Here is a 25,257-nt window from a genome sequence, read left to right as displayed (position 1 = left end):
TTTGTTCTTGTATTGTTACTTGTTCAGGGTAAATTCAAATCTCATTCCACCTTCAGCGGGGCACGTGGCGGTGATGGAGCCACCGTGCAGCCCCACGGCGTTCTTGACGATGGCGAGCCCGAGCCCTGTGCCGCCCATCTTCCGGCTGCGCCCCTTGTCTACTCGGTAGAAGCGCTCGAATATGCGTGACAGATGCTGAGGCTCGATGCCCACTCCGTTGTCGCTGAAGACAAACCGCCACTGGCTGCCCTCGTCGTGGGCGCTCAGCTGGATGGTGGTGCCCTCGCCGGCATAGGCTATGGCGTTGTCGGTGAGGTTGCGGAAGATGCTGTAGAGCAGACTCTGGTTGCCGTGGATGACGAGCCTTTCGGGCAAGTCTACCACTGCCTTCATGCCCTTCTGCTCCAGTTGCAGGGCGGTGGTCTTGGCGATGCCCGCCACGAGCTGTGCCACGTCGACATCGGTAAAGTCCATCATCTGGACGCCGTCGTCCATCTTGTTGAGCGTCGATATGTCTTGCAGCAGTGACGTGAGGCGTTGGCTCTGGGCATAACAGCGCTCCAGAAACTGCTGACGCATGGCATCGTCGACATTGGGGTTGTCGAGGATGGTCTCCAGATAGCCCTGGATGCTTGCCACAGGAGTCTTGAGTTCGTGGGCAATGTTCTGGGTGAGCTGTCGCTTGAGCACATCCTGCTCCCGGCGCGTGCTCTGCAGCTGTTTGTATATCTTGATGATTTTCTCGGCTATCTCTCCCAGTTCGTCGTTGGGGAAGTTGATGAGCTCCTCGGTCTCCAGCGACTCGTTGTGACCCGCCCTGATGGCAAAGGCGCGCAACGTGGATATGTTCTTGCCCAGCCTGTGTGCGAAGTGGTAGAGTATGATGACCAATATGAAGATTGCAGCCAATGCAAACCACAGGTAATGCTGGTCTGCCTGGAGCGATTTGGCCAGGTCGTGGTTGTAGGGCAAAGCGCTGCGCACGATGAGGCTGTCGTCGGGGTAGTAGGACGCCGAGTAGAAGAAGTAGCCCTTCATCGTGTTGCTGCTGCGCTCGACGGTAGAGCCCGTGCCATGCTCGAGCGCCTGTTTGACTTCAGGGCGCGAGGCGTGGTTGCCAATGTGGGCTTTGCGCTTGGACCAGTTGTCATAGATTACTACGCCCGACGGACGGATGAGGGTCACTCTCAGTCCTGGTGCATGGTGCCGGCGCACATAGTCGCTGTACTCCCGCTCGGTGGCGATGACACCGTCGTGGATTTCGTCGGCCATGCGGTCGTTGAAGTCCTGCAGCCTGATGTTGAGCGCGTCTATCTTGAACTGTTTCTCCCTCGCCTGCTGATACACGATAAACGTGCTGGCGAAGACCAGAAACACGGCGATGACGCCTACAAACAACTTCTGTCCTACCGTGGGTCTCCTCATAGTGTTACTCTTCAAAGAAATAGCCGTAACCCAGCCTTGTCACGATGTGGTGGGCATAGTCCTTAATCTTTTTGCGCATGCGGGTGATGTTGACATCGACTGTGCGGTCGAGCACCAGCACGTCTTTGGGCCAGATGCGGTTGATGAGTTCCTGGCGGGAGAAGACATGGCCACGCTCACGCAACAGCAGCGCCAGGAGTTCAAACTCGGTCTTGCTGAAGGGAATGTCTTCGCCATCGATGCTCACGGTCTTCTTGTCGAGGTTGACTTCGAGCCCGCGGAACTTCAGTATCTGCTGTCCGACACCCTTTTCGCCCGAGCGGCGGAGCACCGCCCTTACGCGTGCCATCACTTCGCGTATGGAGAATGGCTTGGCGATATAGTCGTCGGCACCCAGGTTGAGTCCGTTGACCTTGTCGTTTTCATCGGTTTTGGCGGTGAGGAAGATGATGGGTACGTGGGCTGTCTCGGGGTTGGACTTCAGCCTCTCTGCCATTGCAAACCCATCCATGCCGCCCATCATCACATCGAGAATCAGCAGGTCGAAGCGCGCCAGGTTCTTCTCCAGCGCCTCTTCTGCCGAGTATGCGGTGGCTACTTGGTACCCCTCGGTCTCAAGATTGAACTTCAGAATCTCGCAGAGGTCCTGCTCGTCGTCGACGACCATAATTCGAGCTTTGTTTTCTTCCATATCAGTTGTCTTTTTGATGGTGGCGCACGATAGGAGTATGCCACCTGTTATATATAGTGCAAAAGTATGAATTTTCGGGTTCTTCCTTGTCTCTTTTCCGTTAAAATTATGTGACAAATCACCATCTCCGCTCTCCCGTCGGCCATCCCCGTGGCGAGGGCGCGGACCGATGGCGCGCTACTTGCTCACGGGGCGGTCGATATACTTGCTGTATATCCTATAGTAGATGTCCATCCAGCCGTCGGTGAGCAGCCAGTTGAGCCGGTGAGCCAACTCCGGATGACGGTCTATAAACTCTACCACCTGGGGGTTGTATCGGGTGCCGGCATCGTGGCGGAACTCGTTGATTACGGTGTTGAATGTCTTCGGGTTCTTGTAGTTGCGGCCTATGCGCTCTGTGGCTGCCTGCAGGCAGTCGCTCAGGGTGAGTATGTCGATGAGCAGGCGGTAAGGCGAGCGGGTGTTGTCGAAGTCTGCAGGGTAACCTCCTTTGCCGTTGTACCACTTGTGGTGACCCAGAATGGCATCGTGGAATGGCGCCAGTCGTGGGTCGAGCTCCAGAAACCGCAGTCCGCGACGCGGATGCCCCTGTATAATTTTGCGCTCCATATCGGTGAGCGGTCTGAAGTCGTTGTTGACCACGGGAACCATGATAATCTTGCCCAGGTCGTGAAACTCTGCCGCCCTGCGCATGTATTCCACAAACAGCTTCTTGTGCTTGGTCACGCTGCGCGCGTTCTGACAGCCCAGATAGCCTACCAGCAGCTGCGGTTCTTCCTTTACCATGGCGCTGATGATGGTCGTGGCTATCTCCGCCACGTGCACCGAGTGGGCATAGGTGGGCAAGTCGGTGGTCACGATGAGCTCTTCGAGGAAGTCGACCCTCTCTTCGGGCTTCAGGTATCGCGTGATGCGCTCGTAGACGACCAGTGTCTTGAGCATCTTTACAAACTGGGTGGAGTGCTGGTCATCGTGGCGGTTTCTGAACGCCGTTACAATATGTCCGCACAGCTGTTTGACCGTACGGCGCTTCTCTCTGTAGGGGATTTCGGCAATGTCGTTGAGGTAGAGTATCGAGTAATACTGCTGGATGAAGTCCATGAACTCCTCGTCGTTGAGCCTTACGCCCTTTATCAGGTTCCAGTTGCGGGCATACCGGCTCTTGTAGGCGTCCAGAGCTTCCTTTGCGGTGATTTGTTGGAGCCTTACCTGCATGAGCAGCATGTTCATATACTGCTCGTCGTCCATGTTTTTCTTTTTCTTGTAGCTCTTTACCAGCTTGGTCATAAGCCATGTGGCCTCCTGGCTCTTCATCATGGTGCTGTCGTAGAGATACACGTTGCGTATCAGCAGCTCGTCCATCCTTTCTGCCTTGTTCTTCAGTCTCGCCATCATACTCGGAGAGATGTGGATGGTCGTGTCATTGAGCATGAGGCGCATGGTGCGCATGTTCGTGCGCAACTGTCTTACGGTCATTATCTTGCTGTTGAACCAAGCAAAGCTCGACAGGTTGTAAAGGGCTGTGACGCGACACTGCTTGTAGGCGGGAAAACGCTCGCTCTCCTTGCCGAGCACCGCTCTGAAGTGGTTGTATGACGTACGGAGCGTGGTGGTGTCGTTGTCGAGACTGAAGATGTGGAAATAGGCCACTCCCCGCCACAGGTGCAGCCAGTTGTCCATGCGCAGGCTGTCGGGCTGGTGGTCGCTGTAGCGTTGCATGGCGTCGCAGAGGGTGAGCGTGTTGAAGGGGTCGGCCTTGCCGGCTCTCAGATAATCCAGGGTGAAAGCTCTGATGAATTCGCTGTAGAGGCTGCGGTCGTTGAGCACCTCTCCGACGGTCACGGCGTGGTTGATGCTGTCGATAATCAGCCTGTTAGACAGGTTTATCTCATGGTTCTTCCTTGCCCGCACCTGTAGAAACCTCGTCCATTGGTCGTGGTCGCGTATCTGGAAGATGCTGTCATTGTAGCGGTTGTACTCCACGCGGTTTTGTGCCAATGTGCGAAACCACTTTCTGAATTCGTAGTGATGTGCGGGTGAGGCCGGCTGTGCCATGCACGCGATGGTGCAGACGATGGCGGCAAGCATGATGGATAGCCGTTTGCCGCTGTTACCCGATGACAGCCTTGCGGGGCGGTGGAAAATCTCGCAAGGCATAGATGGTATACACATCTTGTTATAATATTCTGTTCAAGTAAGACATTGTCTCTGTCTGATACCGCTGTGTGTCATTCATTATGCACACGACAATAACTATTGCAAATTTCGTCATTTATTCTGATATGGCAAATTATTTTTCTATAATTTCCATTGGTTTGCTGACAAAAAGTGGCGAACCCCTTGTCAGCACCGCCATTTAGGCGGTTTTCTCCTGCTTCTGGGCATCCATCGTGGCTGTTGCCGTGTTCCAGGCCGCGGTGGTGGAGGGCGGGGAGAGTAGGGTGCCGCTTGATGTAAGGTTTCCTCAGAGGCATGTAATTATGGATGCAGCCACCTTATAGTTGAAATCAAGGCACGAAACGAGTATATCCAGGTTTGCCGTCATCGTTTCATGCCTCGCAATTCTTATTTCGTGCTTCGCCACGAGGATGGTGTGGCCCTCGGCAGTATTTGCGCGGGTGAGCCCCCGCGCGGAGGCGGGCGTGGGGCGGGCAGAGGGCATCGCCGCTCCCTCCGCCCATAGCCGTGTGGGCACCGCCCCCATCGCCGCTGCCTCCGCGCGCCGCTCCCAGGTCGTCGTGACAATCGCCGTGATTACACCTTATTATATATATAGCGTGGCGCTGATGGCGCAGCTTCGGACTCTCATCGCCGAGATGCTATCTAAAAATTGCACAAAAGTTGCGCTTTGTGCACAGTTCGCGTAAGACTGTGCAAATTTTTTCTCTTTAATTTGCATAAGCTGTAAAATATTTGTAATTTTGCGCCGTATTTGCATTAAAATCAATATAATTAAATATATTTTTTATGAGTTTGAACATTGTTGTACTTGCAAAGCAGGTACCAGACACAAGAAATGTGGGCAAAGACGCGATGACCGCAGAAGGCACTGTAAACCGTGCCGCGTTGCCCGCTATCTTCAACCCCGAAGACTTGAACGCCCTTGAGCAGGCTCTGCGTCTGAAAGAGCAGAATCCCGGCAGCACCGTAGGTGTGCTCACCATGGGTCCTCCCCGTGCCGGCGAGATAATCCGTCAGGGCCTCTATCGTGGCACCGATACCGGATGGCTGCTTACCGACCGTCTGTTTGCCGGCGCCGATACCCTGGCTACCTCTTATGCACTGGCTACAGCCATCAAGAAGATAGGCAATGTAGATATCGTTATCGGAGGTCGTCAGGCCATCGACGGTGATACCGCCCAGGTAGGTCCTCAGGTAGCCCAGAAGCTGGGTCTCAACCAGGTGACCTATGCAGAGGAAATCATCAAGGTAGAAGACGGCAAGGCCACCATCCGTCGTCACATCGACGGTGGCGTGGAGACAGTCGAGGCTCCTCTGCCTGTAGTGGTAACGGTAAACGGAAGCGCTGCTCCCTGCCGCCCCTGCAATGCCAAGCTGGTGATGAAGTACAAGTATGCCACCTGTCCTATGGAGCGCAAGGGCGACGAGCCCTGGTCTGCTCTCTATGACGAGCGCCCCTATCTGACCCTCAATCAGTGGTCGGTAGCCGACGTCGATGGTGACCCCGGACAGTGTGGTCTGGCTGGCTCACCCACCAAGGTAAAGGCTGTAAAGAACATCGTGTTCCAGGCCAAGGAAAGCAAGACCCTTACAGCGAGCGACGCCGACGTCGAGGGTCTGGTAAAGGAATTGTTGGACGAAAAGATTATAGGTTAAGGATATGAACAACGTATTTGTATATTGCGAAGTCGAAGGCACACAGGTTGCCGAGGTTTCTCAGGAATTGCTTACTAAAGGCCGCAAGCTGGCCAACGAACTGGGTGTGGAGCTCCACGCTGTCGTTGCCGGTACAGGCGTCAAGGGCCAGGTGGAAGACCAGATTCTTCCCTACGGCGTTGACAAGTTGTTCGTGTTCGACGGTGAGGGGCTCTTCCCCTACACCTCGGCTCCCCATACCGATATCATGGTCAACCTCTTCAAGGAGGAGCAGCCACAGATAGCTCTGATGGGTGCAACCGTGATTGGCCGCGACCTGGGTCCCCGCGTGAGCTCATCACTCACATCGGGTCTTACAGCCGACTGTACCCAGCTCGAGATTGGTGACTATGACGACAAGAAGAGCGGCAAGCACTACGACAATCTGTTGTATCAGATTCGTCCTGCCTTTGGTGGTAACATCGTGGCCACCATCGTCAATCCCGACCACCGTCCTCAGATGGCCACCGTACGCTCTGGCGTGATGCAGAAAGCTCTCTACGAGGGCAACGCCAAGGGTGAGGTTGTCTATCCCGAGGTGAGCAAGTATGTCTCTGACGAGGCCTACGTAGTCAAGGTTCTCGACCGTCATGTCGAGGCTGCCAAGCACAACCTCAAGGGTGCCCCCATCGTGGTAGCCGGTGGTTACGGTGTAGGTAGCAAGGAAGCCTTCGACCAGCTCTTCCAACTGGCCAAGGAGCTGCATGGTGAGGTTGGTGCCAGCCGTGCCGCTGTCGATGCCGGATGGGTAGACCACGACCGCCAGATTGGTCAGACCGGTGTCACCGTTCATCCCAAGGTATATATCGCCTGTGGTATTTCCGGTCAGATTCAGCATATTGCCGGTATGCAGGACTCAGGCATCATCATCTCTATCAACAACGACCCCGAGGCTCCCATCAACAAGATTGCCGACTATGTCATCGTGGGTAACGTGGAAGAGGTAGTGCCCAAACTCATCAAGTATTACAAACAAAATTCTAAGTAAAGCCCCTCCCTGTCCCTCCCCAAGGGGAGGGTATCAAAGGGGGGATGGGTGTTGTTGATGAAAAAAGGTGATACAGCTTATGGATTTCAGGATGCTTCTCCCTGCCTTTATCCCATATTGAAGGCCTTTGCCAAGGAGAACCGCCGCCACTTGACTCCGTGTGAATCCTTGCTGTGGAACTATCTGAGAAGAACCAGCAGCTGTGGTTACCATTTTCGCCGGCAGCATATCATAGGCGATTACATTGTCGATTTTGCCTGTGTTGAGAAGAAACTTGTAATTGAAATAGATGGCGCTTACCATGCAGAGCCGCGCCAGGCGGCCGATGACAGTTTGCGGAGCGAATGGCTCGAGCAGAGAGGTTATGAGGTAATACGCTTTTCCAATAAACAGGTACTCCAGGAAATCGAGAATGTGCTAAGAGAGATAGACAATAGAATAAAAAACAAATAAACAGCCTTCATTTTCTACTCCCTCCCCTTGGGGAGGGTCGGGGTGGGGCTAATATAAGATTATGGCTAATTATTATACAGACCATCCAGAGATCGCGTTCCACCTGAACCATCCTCTGATGAAGCGCATCGTTGAGCTCAAGGAGCGCGACTATGCAGACAAAGACCAGTTTGCTGACGCCCCCGTCAACTACGAGGACGCCATCGAGAACTACAAGCGCATCCTGGATATCACCGGTGATGTGGCTGCTAACATTATCGAGCCTAACTCTGAGGATGTAGACCTTGAGGGTCCACACCTCGTTGACGGTCGCATGGTGTATGCCAGCAAGACCTTCGAGAACCTCGACGCTACACGCAAGGCCGGACTCTGGGGCATCTCTATGCCTCGTCGCTACAACGGTCTGAACATCCCCAACGTGGTGTTCTCTATGTTGTCAGAGGTTATCTCTGCTGCCGATGCCGGCTTCCAGAACGTATGGAGCCTCCAGAGCTGTATCGACACTCTCTATGAGTTCGGTTCAGAGGAGCAGCGCCAGAAGTATATTCCCCGTATCGCTGCCGGCGAGACCATGTCTATGGACCTCACCGAGCCCGATGCCGGTTCAGACCTCCAGCGCGTGATGCTCAAGGCCACTCAGGACGAGGACGGCACATGGCGCCTGAACGGTGTGAAGCGTTTCATCACCAATGGTGACTCTGATATCCACCTCGTGCTGGCCCGCTCGGAAGAGGGAACCAAGGACGGTCGTGGTCTGTCTATGTTCATCTACGACAAGCGCGACGGTGGTGTCACCGTACGTCATATCGAGCACAAGCTGGGTATCCACGGTTCACCTACCTGTGAGCTCGTGTACAAGAATGCCAAGGCTGAGCTCTGCGGCAGCACCCGTATGGGTCTTATCAAGTATGTGATGGCGCTGATGAACGGTGCCCGTCTCGGTATCGCCGCCCAGTCGGTAGGTGTAGAGCAGGAGGCTTACAACGAGGGTCTCGCCTACGCCAAGGAGCGTGCCCAGTTCGGTCAGAAGATTGTCAACTTCCCCGCCGTATATGACATGCTGTCACGCATGAAGGCCAAGCTCGATGCCGGTCGTTCGCTGCTCTATCAGACAGCACGCTATGTAGACATCTACAAGGCTCTCGAAGACATCGCCCGTGAGCGCAAGCTCACCGCCGAGGAGCGTGCAGAGATGAAGAAGTACACCCGTCTGGCCGACGCGTTCACTCCCGTTGCCAAGGGTATGAACTCCGAGTATGCCAACCAGAACGCCTACGATGCCATCAGCATCCACGGTGGTTCGGGCTTCATCATGGAGTACAAGTGTCAGCGCTTGTTCCGCGACGCCCGTATCTTCTCTATCTACGAGGGTACCACCCAGCTGCAGGTTGTGGCTGCTATCCGCTATATCACCAACGGCACCTACCTCGCCATCATGAAGGAGATGCTCGAGGCTGAGGTATGCGACTGCATGAAGCCTCTGCAGGCTCGTGTGGCCAAGATGGTAGAGCAGTATGAGGCTGCCATCAATGCTGTCAAGGACGCACAGAACCAGGAGGTTCACGACTTCCTCGGTCGTCGTCTCTACGACATGACCGCAGAAATCATCATGTCACTGCTTATCATCGAGGACGCCAGCCGCGCTCCCGAACTCTTCAAGAAGAGTGCCCACGTATATGTGCGCATGGCCGAAGAGAACGTACAGGGCAAGGCTGCTTACATCCAGAACTTCAAAGCAGAGGACCTCGCAGCCTTCCGCGCTGTCGAGACCGAAACAGCAGAGTAATCGGGTTATACATATTAAGTATAGAGGGCGTCACTCCTGTCATGGGAGTGGCGCCCTCGCTCTTTCTATACACCTTATTATATATATAGCAGCAGAGAAAGCCTCCCGAAACCTTTGCATATGTCAATATCTTTTATTAATATTGCAGTAGGTTAATCAACGGATGCTACTAATCAGACCCAATAACAAATGAAACGAATCTTATTGATGTCAGCCGCAGCTATGGCGTCAGCGGCACTGTCGGCACAGACGGTCAAGACGATGAGCGACTTGAGCCGGAACAGAAGTCGATGGCTATAAGCCTGAAACTCACCGGCAGACTATCGGCCGAGCCAAAGGGAGACTATCGCCAGATGCGCGACCTGTGTTTCCAAGTGCGTACAATCGACCTTGGCGATGCCCAAAGCACCGAGATTCCCAAGAACGCTTTCCACTCGCGCCACCAACTTCAAAATATCATCCTGCCCAAGGCGTTGAAAAACATCGGAACCCAGGCTTTCTTCGCCTGCGACAAACTGCAGGCTGTCACCATTCCCGCTTCGGTAGATACCATTGGCGCTGCCGCCTTCTCGGGATGCAAGAGCATGACAGAACTGACCATCGAGGGCGCGCCAGTGATAGGAGAGTATGCTTTCGCGCGTCTGTCGGGACTGACGACGGTGAAGGTAAACTCAATGACGCCGCCCAAGGCTTCGGTGTCTTCTTTCTACGGCATCGCGCCGGGCAGCGTGAGTCTTGTGGTGCCCAAGGGCAGCGAGAAGGCTTATATGAAGGCGGCTGGCTGGAGCCGTTTCTATGCCGAGCCGAGGCTTGCCAGCGAGGTAAGTGACCCTCGGCAGTGTCTCATCCCCATGCCGCAGGTGCTCACAATACAGAAGGGTGCCAAGACTCTGAACGTGCAGACTGCTTGGAATATCGTTGTTTCGCACAATGATGGTGCCGGCACTATATTAAATAATGAGGTGGAGCGTGCCCGCGAAATGCTCAGCAACCGCATCGGCAACATAGTGAATAGCCGTCAGCGTGGCTTGCAACTCCTCCTTGATATCGACCCTACACTTGCCGATGACGAGGCTTACACCATGGTCGTCGACTCTAAGGGCGTGAACATTATGGGTAAGACTCCCCGCGGTGTGTTCTGGGGACTGATGACTCTCGACCAGGTTTTGCGCGGCTCGGGCAGCAAGGAATGTGTTGACGCCATCCCGCAACTCACCATCAAGGATACGCCCCGTACTCACGTACGCGAGTTGATGGTAGATCCTGCCCGTACTTTCATACCTATAGACGAGCTAAAGGCGTTTATCCCCGAGATGGCCCGCTATAAGCTCAATGCCATCCACCTGCATTTGGTCGACGACCAGGCTTGGCGCATCGAGATTAAAAAATATCCCCAGCTCACCGAGCAGGCTTCCATGCGCTGGGGACAGGACGACTTGCTGATGCCCTACAAGGGCTATTACACCCAGGAGCAGATGCGCGACTTGGTGGAGTATGCTGCCAAGTATCATGTGGAGATTATACCCGAAATCGAGATGCCTGGCCATGAGGTGGCTGCCATCAGCGTGTTCCCCGAACTTACTTGCCATCAGCGTCAGGTTCCTATCCGCACCACTTGCGGTGTGTCCAACGAGCTGCTGTGCCCCGGCAATGCCTTCACCTATGAGTTTCTGGGCAATGTATTCCAGGAAATAGCCAACATCTTCCCCTCCAAGTATATCCATCTCGGCGGCGACGAGGCTGGCAACCCCGCCCTCGACTGCTGGACCGACTGCCCCAAGTGTCAGGCTCTGAAGAGACAGCTCGGCATTACCACCATCGACCGTTCGGAAAACTGGAAACTGCAGGGCTACCTGTTTGACCGTATCATCGGGCTTCTGCGCGATACCTACAACAAAACTCCCATGTTCTGGTACGAGACCGACTTCAAGAAGATTCAGCCTGGATGTGTCACCTTTGCCTGGCGAGACGGACTCACCGATAAGGCCCTTGAAGCCGCTGTGAACAACAACGCACGCATAATGCTTTGCCCGGGCGAACACTGTTACTTCGACTATCCCATGGCCAAAGGCGATATGCCAGAGGTAAACTGGGGTATGCCCGTTACATCGCTCGAGGCTACTTACTCTATTGACCCGTCGTGGGGCAGAGACCAGAGCTTCGAGGACAACAACCTCTTTGGTGTTGCCGGAACGCTGTGGAGTGAGTGCATCACTTCGCCCGAACGTATCTACTATCAGGCTTATCCGCGCGCGATTGCTCTTGCCGAGGCTGGATGGACACGCAACAAGCCTTCTTATGGCAACTTCCTCGTGCGTCTGAAACCTACCGCAAAGGATATGATGAGGCGTGGCGTTACTTACTCACTCGAATACTAATGGCGTTACTGTCAGGATAAATCTCTTCACTCTAAACCACAAAGGGCTGATACTCCTCGCGAGGTATCAGCCCTTTGTGGTTGCCTTTGTTTGGGTTATAAGAGCCATAGCCATAAGCCAAGACAGCCTGTTTGCAGACAGCATAATTATCATATCCCCTATACCTTATTATATATATGCCCCTGCCAGCCTGCGGTCATGGCTGGGACGGCGGCCGACGTTGCACTTTTTTCTCACATTATTGATGGAAAGTTGTCCGATGTCGCAAAAAAAGAGTATATTTGCATCAGATAGACAAGTATGACCCATGAGCAGCTCACTGATAGACAGACAGACCGTAGAGAAGATTAAAGATGCGTGCAATATCGTTGATGTAGTTTCCGAATTTGTTACCCTCCACAAGAGTGGGGCCAACTACAAGGGTCTCTGTCCCTTCCACAATGAGCGCACTCCCTCCTTCTTCGTTTCTCCTGCCCGTGGCACTTGCCACTGCTTTGGCTGCGGCAAGGGCGGCAACTCCGTGACCTTTATCATGGAGCATGAACAGATGACCTATCCCGAAGCTCTGCGCTGGCTTGCAGCCAAGTATCACATCGAGATACAGGAACGCGAGATGACCGACGAGGAACGCAAGCAGCAGAGCGAGCGTGAGTCGATGTTCATCGTCAACGAGTGGGTCGCCAAATACTTCGAGAGCCAGCTCCAGACTGATGGCGAGGGCACTGCCTATGGTCTGGCTTACTTCCGCAGCCGTGGTTTCCGTGACGACATCATCGCCAAGTTCCGTCTGGGCTACGACCTGCAAGACCGCTTTGCGCTCGCCCGTCGTGCCAAGAGCGAAGGCTATCAGGCAGAGTTTCTCCTCAAGACCGGCATCTGCTACAAGACCGACCGTGGCGACCTCATCGACCGATACGCCGGCAGAGTCGTTTTCCCGTGGATTGGACTCAGCGGCAAGGTCGTCGGCTTTACCGCCCGTGTGCTCGACCAGCGTACCAAGGGCGTCGAGAAGAAGTATGTCAACTCGCCCGACTCCGAGGTTTACCACAAAGCCAGTCTGCTCTACGGCATCTACCAGGCCAAGAAGGCCATCGCCAAGCTCGACCGCGTCTATCTCGTCGAGGGTCAGGCCGACGTCATCTCCATGTACCAGGCCGGCATCGAGAACGTGGTCGCCGGTTCGGGCACCGCCCTCAGCTTTGCCCAGATACACATGCTGCACCGTCTCACCTCCAATATCACTCTCATCTATGATGACGACGAAGCCGGACTCCATGCCGCCCTCAAGGGCACCGACATGCTGCTCTCCGAGGGTATGAACCTCAAGGTGCTGCTGCTGCCCGACGGCGAAGACCCCGACAGCTTCGCCCGCAAGCATACGGCTGAAGAGCTCAAGCAGTATATCGAGCAGCACGAGACAGACTTCATCCAGTTCAAGACCAACCTGCTGCTCAAGGATGTCACCGACCCCATCAAGCGCACCGAAGCCATCAACTCTATCGTGAAGAGCATCTCGCTCGTGACCAACCCCATACTCCGCGACACCTACGTGCAGAGCTGCGTGGCACGCACCGGTGTGGCCGAGGCAACCCTTATCAACACCATGAACCGCTTCATCCGCGAGCAGAAGGAGAGCAAAAACTCTGAAGCCCGCCGTGAGCAGGAAGCGCCTCAGGTGGTCACCCCCACCAATGTGATGGCTGCCCCCGCGTCGTCGGTCTCTCCGCAGGAGAAGGTAGAGCGTATGCTTGCCCAGATGATTGTGCGCGATGGCAGCAAGGTGGCTTTCCGCAATATCCCTGCCGCCGGCGATGCCACCATCGACCTCACCGTGGCGCAGTACATCTACTATGATTTGCAGGCCGACCATCTCGCGCTGTCCAATCCCCTTTACGCCCGCATCCTCGACGACGCCTTCCGGCATAGCGCCGACGAGGGCTTCGACTCCCTCCAATACTTTGTCCACCACTCCGACATTGACATCTGCAAGGTGGCTGCCGAACTGAGTGTCGACCAGCTGCAGCTCATCAAGAACGAAGAGCCCAAGAAAAAGCTCACCGCTGACGAGGTCAAGGCTCTGCAGCTCGAGGCCGAAGAGCGGCTCCGTGTCGATACCGTCCATCTGCTGCTCGACTTCCGCATGGACTATACCGAGCGCCGCCTGAAGCAGCTTGGCGACGACATCAATGCGGCGGTCAGCGACCCAGCCCGTATGACCAGCCTGCTCAAGGAGTATGCTGACATGCAGAAAGTGCGCAATGCCTATGCACAGAAATTAGGCAATAACATCATCAGATAAACGCCTATGAGTTACGGTTTTCTTGTCTTTATTCTCTTGGCTTCTATCGTTGGTGCCGTAGTGAGATACTATTATCAGAAATACATTGGTTCCAAGTTGGAGATGTTCAAGCTCGAGAACATCAATGCCCAGACCAATCTCGAGGTGGTCAGCGACACCCTGCGCAAGATGATTTGCACCTACGCCTGGACCAAGGAGGGCGAGTCCAATGTCTGTCATTTCGACTACCAGGGTGCCCACTTCAGTATCGAACTTACCGACAATGACCCTTTCACCCAACTCTCATTATATTACATCCATCTCGTGTCGTTGGAAGACATCAACGTCGTCCGCGCGGTATGCAACAAGTATTCCTCCACCAAGAACCCGTTCAAGGTGGTCTATTCCGTCAATCAGGAACACCACGGTGCCGCTGTCCACATCATCTGTAGCCTTCTTCTCAATGAGGTCAACGCCCATGAATTGCTGACGAAGGTCATGGCGCAGATGTTTGAGATGAGGCGGTTGGTCGTGGCCGAAATCGAGAGCGAGACCCAGAAGGCTCGCAGTGTCGATTGTGCCGATTACGAAGTTGCCACAGTCGAGTGGGGTGGAGAGTTGGAACTGCTCCACGAACTCGAGATAGACCGCCAGCCTGCCGTCTTCAGTCACCACGAGGCTGCCGCCCATCCCGTCATCACCCCTCGTGCGCTCCTTGCCACCATGTTTGGCATCACCGATAGCCATATCGACTCGCTTTCCGCCTGGACCAACGACGAAACCCACATCCACATGGGCGAGGACGACGATATTGCCAATTTCCCCCTCTCTGCGTTGCTTATTGCCGATGGCAAGTTTGTCCACAGTTGGGTTGGCGTCGAACTTACCTATCATGACGACAGCGGCGATGGCGTCAGTCACAATCTTGGCATCCATCTGGATTCCGAGATGACTACCCCGTCGGTGCTCTATTATCGCGTGACCCTCACGCTGATGCCTGTGTTCGTCCCGCCGGTAGTAAGCCCCGTCCTGCTACCCAAACCAGGCGACTGTCATACGTTTGTGGCTGGCTATGAGCTTGTACCCACGAAGCAGCAGACCGACGCCATCAACTACCAGTGGCACGAAGCCCGCGAGAAGTTCAAGTCTGGCGGCGAGAGCCAGCTCACCGCTACCCAGCGGGTGCTTGCCCATTGCGAGCAGCCCGACTTGGCACAGTACATCTACCTGGGTCGCCAGCGTTATCTCGAACGCCGCTTCTTTGATGCCCTCTCCCCGCTCGGTGCAGCCTATGAGCGTTACGCCGCCCGCTGCGACCAGATGGGCGCCGACGAGCGTCGCAGCTATTATGAGGTGTGCTATCTCCTTGGCAGTTGCTATTATCATCTGCGCCGTTTCGAGATAGCCCATTTCTATCTCTTCCAGACCCTTTCCATCAACAACCTGATATACACCATGCAGTATGTCAACTGTATGGTGAGCATGGGCAACTGTGATGCCTTGCGCTTCATCGACTCCTCGTTTGCCAATCTGAAGCGCTCGATGGACATGGGCAGCCTCAACAGCAACTGTCTCAACTTCTATTACTTCCTCCAGCGCCGCAAGGTTGAGTTTCTGCTCAACGCCCACCGCGTCGACGAGGCCGAGCAGTTGTTGCACACCATGCTCGACGGCAATCCCAACAGCGACTTTGCCATCGAGCGACTCGCCGAGATACAGAAAGAAAAAGAGAAACTATGACATCGATTATCCTGTGGACGTTGCTTGCCATCGACATTGTTCTGGTGATAATGGCGCTGGTCAAGGTGTTGCTCGAAGAGCTGCAGCCCTTCAAGGCAATGTTCTGGGTGATGACCATCATCTTCGTGCCCATTCTGGGATTGGTGCTTTTCTTCTTTTTCGGCAAGAACCTCCACAAGAAGCGACTCCTCAGCGACCGCACCCATATGCTCATCGCCGAGCGCATCTATCAGGGGTTTACCGCCCAGGACGACCTGGTTATCCCAGCCCGCCATGAGCGCGTCATCAACTTCTTCGCCCGCCTTACCCTGGCGTTTCCCTTCAAGAACAATCGCATTGAGATACTCTCCGAGGGCTCCGATTTCTTTCTCAACCTCCTTCACGACATCGGTCAGGCCCAGAGCCATATCCATCTCATTACCTATATCTTCACCGACGATGCCTTGGGCCGTCTCGTTGCCGATGCCCTCATCGACAAGGCCCGCGAGGGTGTCGAAGTGCGCGTCATCTACGACGATGTGGGCAGTTGGGAGACCAGCAACCGTTTCTTCGAGCGTTTGCGTGGTGCCGGTGTCGATGTCGTGTCTTTCATGCCCGTGCGTTTCCCTGCCTTTACCGGCAAGGTCAACTACCGCAACCACCGCAAGATATGCGTCGTCGACGGCAAGGTGGGCTATATCGGCGGCATGAACCTCGCGCTGCGCTATGCCAAGGGCGGTCGTGGCCGCGACTGGTGCGATACCCACCTCCGCGTTTGTGGTGCCGTCGTTTCTTCACTCCAGCGCTCCTTTATCGATGACTGGTATCTCGTAGACCATTCCATTCTGCGCGACGACAAGTACTATCCAGCCCCCACTGTCGAGCCCAACGACTGCTTGGCACAGGTCGTGCTGAGCAGCCCGCTTCTTCCCTGGAACGGACTGATGCAGGGCTATGTCAGCCTCATCTACGAGGCGCGCAAGTATGTCTACATCGAGACGCCGTATTTCATTCCGCCCCAGCCCGTGCTTATGGCGCTCACCACCAAGGCTCTCGCCGGCGTCGATGTCTGCGTGATGCTGCCCGAGCATGCCGACCGCTGGTTTGTCGAGCACGCCGCCCGCTCCTATATAGACCGTGCCCACGATGCCGGAGTCAAGTTCTACCTCTACCAGCCAGGCATCAACCATTCCAAGTTGCTCATCATCGACGATATGGTCTGCTCCTGTGGCTCCACCAATATCGATTTCCGTAGTTTTGAGAACAATTGCGAGTCCAATCTTTTCATCTACGACACCGAGATGGCGCTCCGCATGAAGCATCTGTTCCTTGGCGACCTCGCCCATTGCAGTCCCCTGGACGAGAACTACCTTTTCCAGCACCACACCATCCATCAGCGCCTCGCCGACGGCGTAGTGCGTATGTTCTCGCCACTGATGTAGACCCTGTTGCCGCGGTAATCACCGGCAGATGTTGCCTATAGCGTAAAGCGGATAGATGAGGATATCGTCAAATTCGCCGAAGTTCTCCAGAGATGTACGGATGCCTTTGTCCAGTTGCTTGGCATCCATGAAGATGCGCATGCTCTGCATCGTGCCACGTACTCCGGCTTTTACTTCTATCGGATATATTCTTCCTTTGCGTGAGACTACGTAGTCCACCTCTGCATTGGAGTTCTTTTTCTCCCTGTGCCAGCAATAGAGATTGTCATTCAGGTATGGCGGGCGGCTCTTCACCAGTTCGTCGCCTACAAATACCTCTGCCAGAGCCCCTCGGTTTACGAGTTTGATGTCGTCTGAGACGAGTATGTCCGTCAAGTCGAGTTCGAGAGTCCGTTGCAGCAACCCCGTATCCATAAAGATATATCTTTTGTATTTTTCTTTGGCTTCAGCATACAGCGGCACACCGTTGCTGTCGGTGTGTACCACTGTATAGATGAGTCCCGCCATGCAGAGCATGTCCAACGCTTCCTTCACTACAGGGGTGCGATAGTCGCTGCCCACTTGTGTATATACAAATTTGCCTTGTCCCTGCAGGGCTACCGACCGCAGTACGTCTCTCAGCACGTTGACGGGAATCTTCTCGTGATATTTCTTGAAATCATCCTGATACGAAATCATCAGTTCGCTCAATATCTGCTGACATTTCAGCATGCTTCCAGTCTCCACATAACGGGCCACACACTCGGGCATGCCACCGATGACGAGAAATACCCTAAGGTATTCCAGCGCCTTGGCGTGGATGAGCTCGGGTAATGGGTCTTCCGGCGTAGCTTGGACCACCATGTCGGCGAGCGTGCGTTTGTCGAGCGCCCATAAGAACTCCTGGAAACTGAACGAATACATAAACAGCGAGCGTATTCGTCCTACTCCGAATGACGGCAGGTCTCTCAGCGCAAACTCTAACAGCGAACCGGCGGCGATGACATGGAGCAGAGGCATCTTCTCATAAAAGTATCTCAGCCTGTTGATAGCGGCAGGACATGCTTGTATTTCATCGAAAAACAGCAGCGTGTTGCCCTCTTCGATGGGAGTGTCCAGTATCACAGACAGTTGCTGGCAGATTTGCTGCGGACTATATCCCTTTTCAAAGAGGGTATGCAAATCCTGCCTATCGTTCAGGTCTATCTCCACATAATACTTGAACCGCTCGCCCAGATGGCGCACGGCTGAAGTCTTGCCCACTTGGCGCGCGCCGCGCAGCAGTAGCGGCTTGTGATTTTCGCTTTCGCTCCAATTCTTCAGTTCTCCGTCAATGGCTCTTTCCAAGTATTTCATCTTCTCGTCTTTTTTTGTTTTCGTGATGACTGTTTGCGCGCAGACCTTGACAGTCAGTATGGTACAAATAGTTATCTCTGCGCCTATCTTATGCAAAGATAGTGCAAGCCGAACGCCATAAGCTTGCTTAATGGCTGAGGTGCCGCCTATCTTATGCAAAGATACGAACTTTTGCAGAAATAGGCACCTTAAAACCATATTTTTTTACAAAAATAGGCATCATAGAAATGGCATTTTTTGTAAAAATAGGCACCTTAGAAACCGTGTTTTTTGCAAAAATAGGCACCTAAGGACGAATTTTCATGCCCTTGGCGATGTTTTTGATGACCTTTGCGACCGCCGTGGCTTGCTTTGGAAGCGTGGAGATGACGCTTGAAGGTTTAATAATCGTTAAAGTTAAGCGGCATAAGTGCCATTCTATCCGAAATAGCCGTAACTTAGCACTGTTATTCACCATTCTAAAGAAAGGATAAGATATGATGACAATCAGACAAGTAGCCCGTTGCCCCATCTGCGGCAACATCGTAGAAGTATTGCATGCTGGCGCCGGCACGCTCGTGTGCTGCGGACAGCCCATGCAGCTGCTCGAAGCCAACACCACCGATGCCGCCCAGGAGAAGCACGTGCCCGTAATCGAGCGCGTCGACGGTGGTTACCGCGTCACCGTAGGTAGCGTCGAGCATCCCATGACCCCCGAGCACTACATCCAGTGGATAGAGCTGCTCACCGATGAGGGCGTATTGCGACGCGAACTCACGCCGACCGACCGTCCCGTCGCCCTCTTCCAGACCACTGCCCACGTTACCGGAGCCCGCGAATACTGCAATCTGCATGGTCTCTGGGCTGCAAAAATGTAAGTTTTGTGCCTTGCACATATCATTTATTGGCGCCACACACCCCTTAATCGGAGTTTTTTGTCTAACTTTGCATTCGTATGAATATCAAGAGAGGCAGCAACTTGCTTTTGGGCGGATGTGTGGCGCTGCTTGTGGTGCTATGCTGGCTCAGTATCAGTGCGCCGATGCGTTTCGACGCCCAACGCCACCAGCGTGAGCAGGCCGTGATAGGCTGCCTGCTCCAGATACGTGCAGCCCAGGAAGCCTATCATACCGCCCACGGCACCTACGCACCATCTGTCGACTCGCTTGTCGGCGCCCGGCTGCTCACGCCCACTGCCGCCGTCATCCCCCACAGCGGCGGCCGTAAGTTTGAGATACGCACGGCGGTGGCCACCGGTGCCTCGGGAGCAGCCGTCAGCCTCATGGAGTGTGGAGCCACCTACGACGACTACCTCCAGGGGCTCGATCCACAAGAGATAGAGCGCCTCACGCGCGAAGCCAATGACAACGGCAAATTTGCCGGACTGAAAATAGGAGACCTCACAACACCTGACAACAATGCTGGAAACTGGGAATGAAACAATGAAGCAACCGCGGATGACACTCCGCATCAGCGACACGTCGCTCGCCTTTGCCATAGCCGACAAGACGGCAGTCAAGGGCGTGGCTTACGAGACCTATACCGTTAGGAGCGGCATCTCGATAGCAGCTAACCTGCGCGAGGCGTTCCGCCAGTCCCAACTGCTCTCTCACCCTACGGGCAGAGCGCAGGTAATGCTGTCGGCACCCACCATGATTGTACCTGTAGAGGAGTTCGACGAGGCCAAGGCCGAGACCCTCTATCGCTACAGCTTTGCCGCCCAAGCCAATACGGAGGTAATCTGCAGCGTGCTGCCCCAGCTCAATGCCGTCGCCATCATGGCCATCAACCGCGACCTCAAGGCGGTCATCGACGACCATTATGCCGACGTCATCTACATGCCTGTCGAGCAACCCGTGTGGAGCTATATGCACCGTCGCGCCGAGACCCATCTCTGCCGCCGCCTTTATGCCTACTTCCACGATGGCTGTGTGAGCATTTTCGCCTTCGACAAGCACCGTTTCCGCTTCTGCAACACCTACTCTGCCACCCGCGCGCAGGACAGCGTCTACTATATGCTCTACGTGTGGCAGCAGTTGCAGATGGATGCCGACAAGGACGAGCTCTACATCGCGGGCGCCCCTGTCGATAGCGACGAGATGATGACCTCTCTGCACCGTTATCTGCGCAAGGCTTACACCATGAGCCCCTCGGCAGAGTTCAACCGTGCACCTATCACCGAAATCAAGGGCATTGCGCTCGATGTAGTTACACTTTATATGCGAGGAAGATGAGAATTATCACAGGAATATATAAGGGACGCCACTTCGATATACCACGTTCGTTCAAGGCGCGACCCACTACAGACTTTGCCAAGGAGAATATCTTCAATGTGCTCAATGGATATATAGACCTCGACGGTGCCATGGCGCTCGACCTCTTTGCCGGCACGGGCAGCATATCGCTCGAGATGCTGTCGCGAGGCTGCTCCCAGGTGGTCAGTGTCGAGGCCGACCGCGACCATGCCAACTTCATCCGCCAGTGCATGACCAAGCTGGGCACCGATGCCAACGTGCTCATCCGCGGCGATGTGTTCAGGTTTATCAAGAGTTGCTGCCAGCAGTTCGACTTCATCTTTGCCGACCCGCCCTATGCCCTTGACAACATCGACACCATCCCCGACCTCATCTTCGAGCACAATCTGCTCAAGCCCGACGGCATCCTCGTCGTAGAGCATGGCAAGGCCAACAATTTTGTGTGCCATCCGCGCTATCTGGAGCATAGAGTCTACGGCAGCGTCAACTTCTCCATCTTCAGATAGTCCCTTCCGCCATCATTCCATCCTATATACAAGGAGCACCACCATCACGGGTAGTGCTCCTTTTTGCTTGGCTGCCGCCGCTGTTTTTCACGCTGCTTTGGCCGTTGTTCCAAGTGGCTGTAGACCAATGATTCGGCGTCGTCGTGACCATCGCTGTCGGCTCGTAACGGAAGAAACGAGGGCTCGTGCCAATTGATACGTGGGCTCGTTTCTTATGTCACGAGCCCACGTGCCTTATGTCACGAGCCAGCCACGACCCTCTCCACGGCGCCGGGAGTGGCTGCGAGTTTTTCCGCCCTGACCAAAAAACTTGCATCCCTTGGTCGGCGTCTCGCCTAAAATGATTACTTTTGTCATCACTATGACTATCGACGAATTTATCTCACGCGTGGAGCAGCAGATGGGCTTCAGCCCCACCGCCGACCAGCATCGGGCTGTCACAGAGATAGCCCGCTTTCTCGCTTTCCGTCACGACCATGCCGTGATGGTGATGCGCGGTTCGGCGGGTACGGGCAAGACCACCCTCACTGCTGCCCTGGTGCGCATGCTCGCCAGCCTCCGGCAGAAGATGGTGCTCCTGGCACCCACCGGGCGAGCCGCCAAGGTGCTGTCTCACTACAGCGGCATGGCAGCCTTCACCATCCACCGCAAGATATACCGCGAGCGCTCCGTGGCAGCGGGTGGCGGCGTCTTCAATCTCAACGACAATCTCCATGCCGATACCCTCTTCGTGGTCGATGAGGCTTCGATGATAGCCAACGAGGGCTTGGGCGAGAGCGTCTTTGGCTCGGGCTGTCTGCTCGACGACCTTATCACCTATGTCTATGGCGGGCGCAACTGCCGGCTCATGCTTATCGGCGACACCGCCCAGCTCCCGCCTGTGGGCGAGGAAGAGTCTCCGGCGCTCGCTGCCGAGGTGCTCCAGGGCTATGGACTCTCGGTCTTCCAAGCCGACCTCGACGAGGTGGTAAGACAGGCTGGAGAGAGCGGAATACTCTACAACGCCACCATGATACGCACCATGATTACCCACGACGCCATGACCCAGTTGCCGCGCATACGTCTGCAGGGTTTTGCCGATGTCAGCGTGGTGCCCGGCAACGAACTCATCGAGGCGCTCAGCCAGAGCTACCACCATGTAGGCGTCGACGACACCATCGTCGTGACCCGCTCCAACAAGACGGCGCGTATCTACAATCTCGGCATACGCTCCACCATCCTCGACCGTGGCGACGACCTGCTCTCCTCGGGCGACAGGCTCATGATAGTCAAGAACCATTATCTCCCGCCTGCCTCTGTCCAGGGTGAAGACCGTCCGCCCTTTGCCTTCATTGCCAATGGCGACTGCTGTCGCGTGGTCAAGGTGCGCCGTCAGCGCGAGATGCATGGTCTCAACTTCGCCGACGTGTGGCTCCAGTTCCCCGACTACGATAACTATGAGTACCAGTCTACCGTAGTCCTCGACAGCCTCTCTACCGATGCGCCTGCGCTCACCCGCGAGCAGAGCGACCAGCTCTATCAGCGCGTGCTCGACGACTATGCCGACCTGCCCCGCAAGGCCGACCGCATGGCTGCCATGCGCCAGGACCCTTACTTCACCGCTCTGCAAATCAAGTTTGCCTACGCTGTGACCTGCCACAAGGCCCAGGGCGGACAGTGGGCTCATGTCTATATCGACCAGGGATATATGACCGACGACATGCTTACTCCCGATTATATCCACTGGCTCTATACCGCCTTCACCCGAGCCCGTGAACGCGTCTTCCTCGTCAACTGGCGCGACGGCCAGATAGAGACATAGCCCGCGCGGTGCGGGCTATGTCGTGAGATTACTTGCGGTCTTTCTCTCTGATTTCCACTCTTCTTATCTTGCCCGAGATGGTCTTGGGCAGCTCGTCCACAAACTCGATGATGCGCGGGTACTTGTACGGCGCGGTCTCGCGCTTCACGTGCTGCTGCAGTTCCTTGACGAGGGCATCGCCCGCCTTGTCCTTCCAGTCGCGCGCCAGCACTACGGTGGCCTTGACCACCATGCCTCTCACCTCGTCGGGCACTCCGGTGATGGCACACTCCACCACAGCCTCGTGGGTCATCAGTGCGCTCTCTACCTCGAAGGGCCCAATGCGGTAGCCACTCGACTTGATGACATCGTCTATGCGGCCTTCAAACCAGTAGTATCCGTCATCGTCGCGCCATGCCATGTCGCCGGTGTGGTAGAGTCCGTCGTGCCACGCCTGGTGGGTCATCTCCTCGTCGCGATAGTAGCACTTGAAGAGTCCATAGGGCTTGTGATCGCCCACCTTGATGCAGATTTCTCCCTTCTCTCCGTCCTCACACTCCGAGCCGTCGGCCTTGAGCAGACGGATGTCGTATTGCGGGTTGGGCTTGCCCATGCTGCCGGGCTTGGGCGTGTTCCAGGGGAAGGTGCCGAGGGTCATGGTGGTCTCGGTCTGCCCGAAACCCTCCATCATGCGTATGCCGGTGAGCTCGTAGAACTTCTGGAACACTGCAGGTTCGAGCGCTTCGCCCGCGGTGGTACAGTACTTGAGCGAGGAGAGGTCGTAGCGCGTGAAGTCTTCCTGTATCATGAAGCGGTAGATGGTGGGCGGCGCGCAGAACGAGGTGATACGGTATTTCTCTATCTGCCTCATGATTTTCTCGGCAGTGAACTTCTCGTGGTCGTAGACGAAGACCGTGGCGCCGGCAAACCACTGGCCGTAGAGCTTGCCCCACACGGCCTTGCCCCAGCCTGTATCTGCCACGGTGAGGTGTATGCTGTCTGCGTTGAGGTTGTGCCAGAACACACCTGTGGCCAGGTGGCCTAAGGCGTAAAGGTGGTCGTGGGCCACCATCTTGGGCTCGCCGCTGGTGCCGCTGGTAAAGTAGATGAGTAGCGTGTCGTCGTTGGTGTTGACATGCTCTGGGCGCACAAAGGCAGGCGTCTTGTCCCACTCTTCGTTCCAGCAGTGGAAGTCTGTGGGCACGGCTTTGCCCAGTTCGGTGTCAGAGTTTACGGCGACGAGCACCTCGACCGTGGGGCTCTCGGCGAGCGAGGCATGTACCTGTGCGGTCACGTAGTCATCGTTCACGCAGACGATGGCCTTGATGCTTGCCCGGTTGTTGCGATACACGATGTCGTGGGCGGTAAGCATGTGGGTGGCGGGTATGGCCACGGCTCCTATCTTGCTCAGCGCCAGCATGGCGAGCCACCACTGGTAGTGGCGCTTGAGTATCAGCATCACCATGTCGCCCCTCCCTATGCCAAGGCTCTGCAGATAACTCGCTGCCTGGTCGGTCTGCTCCTTGAGTTGGGCAAAGGTAAATCGTTTCTCTTCACCCCGCTCGCTGGTCCAGAGCAGCGCCAGCTTGTCGGGAGCCTCTTCGGCCCATGCGTCCATTACGTCGTAAGCAAAGTTGAAGTCCTCCTTGGTCTTGAACTTCAAGTGCTCCTTAAAGTCTTCCTCTGAAGTGAAAGTGGTCTGTGCTAAGAATCTTTCTATCATAATCGTAGCGTTGTTGTTATCCTGGGTGAAAACTTAAAAGATGATGGCGAGAAATCTTACCTTACTCTCGCCCAACGTGCGCATGCCGTGGGGCTGTGTCGAGTCGAAGATGATGCTGTCGCCCTCGTGCAGCGTGAGCGTCTTCTTGCCGATGGTGAGCTCCATGTCGCCCTCGAGCACCATGTTGAACTCCTGCCCGGCGTGGTTGTTGGTCTCGATGGGCGTGTCGGCGGGCTTTGGCTCCACGGTGACGATGAATGGGTCGGCCTTTCTGCCTCGAAACCCACTTGCCAATGACTCGTACTGGTAGGCTTTGCGTCTCTCCACGCTCAGTCCTTTGCCTTTGCGGGTGAGGAAGTATGAACTCATGTGCGGTTCTTCACCAAACATGAGCACGTCGAGTGGTATATCATACTTCAAGGCTATCTTCTGCAGATTGCTCACATGCAGCTCGCTCTCGGCGTTCTCCATGGCGAGATATTCGTCGGTCGTGATGCCGCAGGTGTTGGCCATTTCCTCTACCGTGATGTCGAGCACGTCTCTCAGCCCTTTCAGGCGTTCACTGATTTGCTTGATTGCTTCGTCCATATTTGTCTTGTTGCTTTGGTTGATATGCTTGTTGATGGTGGGGGTGAGCGATGGG

General features: G+C 55.2%; 19 protein-coding genes. 13 read left to right on the top strand and 6 right to left on the bottom strand.

Translation table 11 applies throughout. The features are described 5' to 3' along the window. Positions 1–15 precede the first annotated feature (15 nt). From CIK92_RS11710 to CIK92_RS11700, 3 genes are all read right to left on the bottom strand, one after another. The gene (locus CIK92_RS11710) at positions 16–1,425 is read right to left on the bottom strand and encodes a cell wall metabolism sensor histidine kinase WalK (protein WP_022311272.1); all 1,410 of its coding nucleotides are present in this window, start codon (positions 1,423–1,425) and stop codon (positions 16–18) included. 4 nt (positions 1,426–1,429) lie between these two features. Next, positions 1,430–2,116, bottom strand: a complete 687-nt coding sequence (locus CIK92_RS11705) for a response regulator transcription factor (RefSeq protein WP_094389188.1) — start codon at positions 2,114–2,116, stop codon at positions 1,430–1,432. Positions 2,117–2,293: 177 nt separating this feature from the next. Next, on the bottom strand, positions 2,294–4,288 hold the full coding sequence (locus tag CIK92_RS11700; RefSeq protein WP_094389187.1) for an HD-GYP domain-containing protein: 1,995 nt from the start codon (positions 4,286–4,288) through the stop codon (positions 2,294–2,296). Between the two features lie 795 nt (positions 4,289–5,083). Here CIK92_RS11700 and CIK92_RS11690 point away from each other — a divergent pair. The 8 genes from CIK92_RS11690 (at position 5,084) to cls (ending at position 17,036) form a co-directional block, all read left to right on the top strand. Next, positions 5,084–5,953, top strand: a complete 870-nt coding sequence (locus CIK92_RS11690; protein WP_022311267.1) for an electron transfer flavoprotein subunit beta/FixA family protein — start codon at positions 5,084–5,086, stop codon at positions 5,951–5,953. 4 nt (positions 5,954–5,957) lie between these two features. Then, positions 5,958–6,980: an electron transfer flavoprotein subunit alpha/FixB family protein gene (locus CIK92_RS11685; protein ID WP_022311266.1), complete on the top strand. Its 1,023-nt coding sequence runs from the start codon at positions 5,958–5,960 to the stop codon at positions 6,978–6,980. Between the two features lie 57 nt (positions 6,981–7,037). Then, positions 7,038–7,433, top strand: a complete 396-nt coding sequence (locus tag CIK92_RS11680; protein WP_022311265.1) for an endonuclease domain-containing protein — start codon at positions 7,038–7,040, stop codon at positions 7,431–7,433. A gap of 61 nt (positions 7,434–7,494) precedes the next feature. Further along, positions 7,495–9,219 (top strand): acyl-CoA dehydrogenase family protein, encoded by a 1,725-nt coding sequence (locus CIK92_RS11675; protein ID WP_094389185.1) that lies wholly within the window; start codon positions 7,495–7,497, stop codon positions 9,217–9,219. Positions 9,220–9,509: 290 nt separating this feature from the next. Further along, entirely contained in the window at positions 9,510–11,597 is a 2,088-nt protein-coding gene (locus tag CIK92_RS11670; RefSeq protein ID WP_173823843.1) for a family 20 glycosylhydrolase, read from the top strand. Between the two features lie 319 nt (positions 11,598–11,916). After that, the gene (gene dnaG / locus CIK92_RS11665; protein ID WP_094389198.1) at positions 11,917–13,896 is read left to right on the top strand and encodes a DNA primase; all 1,980 of its coding nucleotides are present in this window, start codon (positions 11,917–11,919) and stop codon (positions 13,894–13,896) included. A 6-nt stretch (positions 13,897–13,902) separates the two neighbouring features. After that, entirely contained in the window at positions 13,903–15,615 is a 1,713-nt protein-coding gene (locus CIK92_RS11660) for a hypothetical protein (protein ID WP_094389184.1), read from the top strand. Further along, the gene (gene cls, locus CIK92_RS11655; RefSeq protein WP_094389183.1) at positions 15,612–17,036 is read left to right on the top strand and encodes a cardiolipin synthase; all 1,425 of its coding nucleotides are present in this window, start codon (positions 15,612–15,614) and stop codon (positions 17,034–17,036) included. Before CIK92_RS11660 ends, cls begins: the two co-directional genes overlap by 4 nt. 18 nt (positions 17,037–17,054) lie before the next feature. On the opposite strand, the gene CIK92_RS11650 is transcribed toward cls, so the two are convergent. Then, positions 17,055–18,371, bottom strand: coding sequence for an ATP-binding protein (locus CIK92_RS11650; RefSeq protein ID WP_094389182.1), 1,317 nt, complete (start codon positions 18,369–18,371; stop codon positions 17,055–17,057). 476 nt (positions 18,372–18,847) lie between these two features. On the opposite strand from CIK92_RS11650, the gene CIK92_RS11645 reads away from it, so the two are divergent. From CIK92_RS11645 to CIK92_RS11625, 5 genes are all read left to right on the top strand, one after another. Next, positions 18,848–19,228, top strand: coding sequence for a desulfoferrodoxin (locus CIK92_RS11645; protein WP_094384547.1), 381 nt, complete (start codon positions 18,848–18,850; stop codon positions 19,226–19,228). Positions 19,229–19,305: 77 nt separating this feature from the next. Further along, on the top strand, positions 19,306–19,788 hold the full coding sequence (locus CIK92_RS11640) for a hypothetical protein (RefSeq protein WP_094389181.1): 483 nt from the start codon (positions 19,306–19,308) through the stop codon (positions 19,786–19,788). Between the two features lie 4 nt (positions 19,789–19,792). Next, positions 19,793–20,584 carry a DUF3822 family protein gene (locus CIK92_RS11635; protein ID WP_158214786.1) on the top strand — a complete coding sequence of 264 codons (792 nt, stop codon included), beginning with the start codon at positions 19,793–19,795 and terminating at the stop codon, positions 20,582–20,584. Further along, the gene (rsmD, locus tag CIK92_RS11630) at positions 20,581–21,111 is read left to right on the top strand and encodes a 16S rRNA (guanine(966)-N(2))-methyltransferase RsmD (RefSeq protein ID WP_094384551.1); all 531 of its coding nucleotides are present in this window, start codon (positions 20,581–20,583) and stop codon (positions 21,109–21,111) included. The genes CIK92_RS11635 and rsmD overlap by 4 nt, the downstream gene beginning before the upstream one ends. Before the next feature lie 361 nt (positions 21,112–21,472). After that, positions 21,473–22,912: an ATP-dependent RecD-like DNA helicase gene (locus CIK92_RS11625; protein ID WP_094389179.1), complete on the top strand. Its 1,440-nt coding sequence runs from the start codon at positions 21,473–21,475 to the stop codon at positions 22,910–22,912. A 28-nt stretch (positions 22,913–22,940) separates the two neighbouring features. Here CIK92_RS11625 and CIK92_RS11620 read toward each other — a convergent pair whose 3' ends face one another. Both CIK92_RS11620 and CIK92_RS11615 read right to left on the bottom strand, forming a co-directional pair. After that, positions 22,941–24,614, bottom strand: coding sequence for an AMP-binding protein (locus CIK92_RS11620; protein WP_094389178.1), 1,674 nt, complete (start codon positions 24,612–24,614; stop codon positions 22,941–22,943). A 33-nt stretch (positions 24,615–24,647) separates the two neighbouring features. Further along, positions 24,648–25,202 (bottom strand): helix-turn-helix domain-containing protein, encoded by a 555-nt coding sequence (locus CIK92_RS11615; RefSeq protein WP_094389197.1) that lies wholly within the window; start codon positions 25,200–25,202, stop codon positions 24,648–24,650. Between the last annotated feature and the right edge of the window lie 55 nt (positions 25,203–25,257).

This window comes from Prevotella sp. P4-67 (assembly GCF_002251325.1).
GTDB lineage: Bacteria > Bacteroidota > Bacteroidia > Bacteroidales > Bacteroidaceae > Prevotella.
Note: the sequence above shows the minus strand (reverse complement) of the source record. Positions and strands in the feature narration are given on the sequence as shown.

Coding starts and splice junctions, on each gene's coding strand:
- CIK92_RS11710 (WP_022311272.1), bottom strand. CDS start 1,425: ATGAGGAGACCCACGGTAGGACAGAAGTTGTTTGTAGGCGTCATCGCC.
- CIK92_RS11705 (WP_094389188.1), bottom strand. CDS start 2,116: ATGGAAGAAAACAAAGCTCGAATTATGGTCGTCGACGACGAGCAGGAC.
- CIK92_RS11700 (WP_094389187.1), bottom strand. CDS start 4,288: ATGTGTATACCATCTATGCCTTGCGAGATTTTCCACCGCCCCGCAAGG.
- CIK92_RS11690 (WP_022311267.1), top strand. CDS start 5,084: ATGAGTTTGAACATTGTTGTACTTGCAAAGCAGGTACCAGACACAAGA.
- CIK92_RS11685 (WP_022311266.1), top strand. CDS start 5,958: ATGAACAACGTATTTGTATATTGCGAAGTCGAAGGCACACAGGTTGCC.
- CIK92_RS11680 (WP_022311265.1), top strand. CDS start 7,038: ATGAAAAAAGGTGATACAGCTTATGGATTTCAGGATGCTTCTCCCTGC.
- CIK92_RS11675 (WP_094389185.1), top strand. CDS start 7,495: ATGGCTAATTATTATACAGACCATCCAGAGATCGCGTTCCACCTGAAC.
- CIK92_RS11670 (WP_173823843.1), top strand. CDS start 9,510: ATGGCTATAAGCCTGAAACTCACCGGCAGACTATCGGCCGAGCCAAAG.
- CIK92_RS11660 (WP_094389184.1), top strand. CDS start 13,903: ATGAGTTACGGTTTTCTTGTCTTTATTCTCTTGGCTTCTATCGTTGGT.
- cls (WP_094389183.1), top strand. CDS start 15,612: ATGACATCGATTATCCTGTGGACGTTGCTTGCCATCGACATTGTTCTG.
- CIK92_RS11650 (WP_094389182.1), bottom strand. CDS start 18,371: ATGAAATACTTGGAAAGAGCCATTGACGGAGAACTGAAGAATTGGAGC.
- CIK92_RS11645 (WP_094384547.1), top strand. CDS start 18,848: ATGATGACAATCAGACAAGTAGCCCGTTGCCCCATCTGCGGCAACATC.
- CIK92_RS11640 (WP_094389181.1), top strand. CDS start 19,306: ATGAATATCAAGAGAGGCAGCAACTTGCTTTTGGGCGGATGTGTGGCG.
- CIK92_RS11635 (WP_158214786.1), top strand. CDS start 19,793: ATGAAGCAACCGCGGATGACACTCCGCATCAGCGACACGTCGCTCGCC.
- rsmD (WP_094384551.1), top strand. CDS start 20,581: ATGAGAATTATCACAGGAATATATAAGGGACGCCACTTCGATATACCA.
- CIK92_RS11625 (WP_094389179.1), top strand. CDS start 21,473: ATGACTATCGACGAATTTATCTCACGCGTGGAGCAGCAGATGGGCTTC.
- CIK92_RS11620 (WP_094389178.1), bottom strand. CDS start 24,614: ATGATAGAAAGATTCTTAGCACAGACCACTTTCACTTCAGAGGAAGAC.
- CIK92_RS11615 (WP_094389197.1), bottom strand. CDS start 25,202: ATGGACGAAGCAATCAAGCAAATCAGTGAACGCCTGAAAGGGCTGAGA.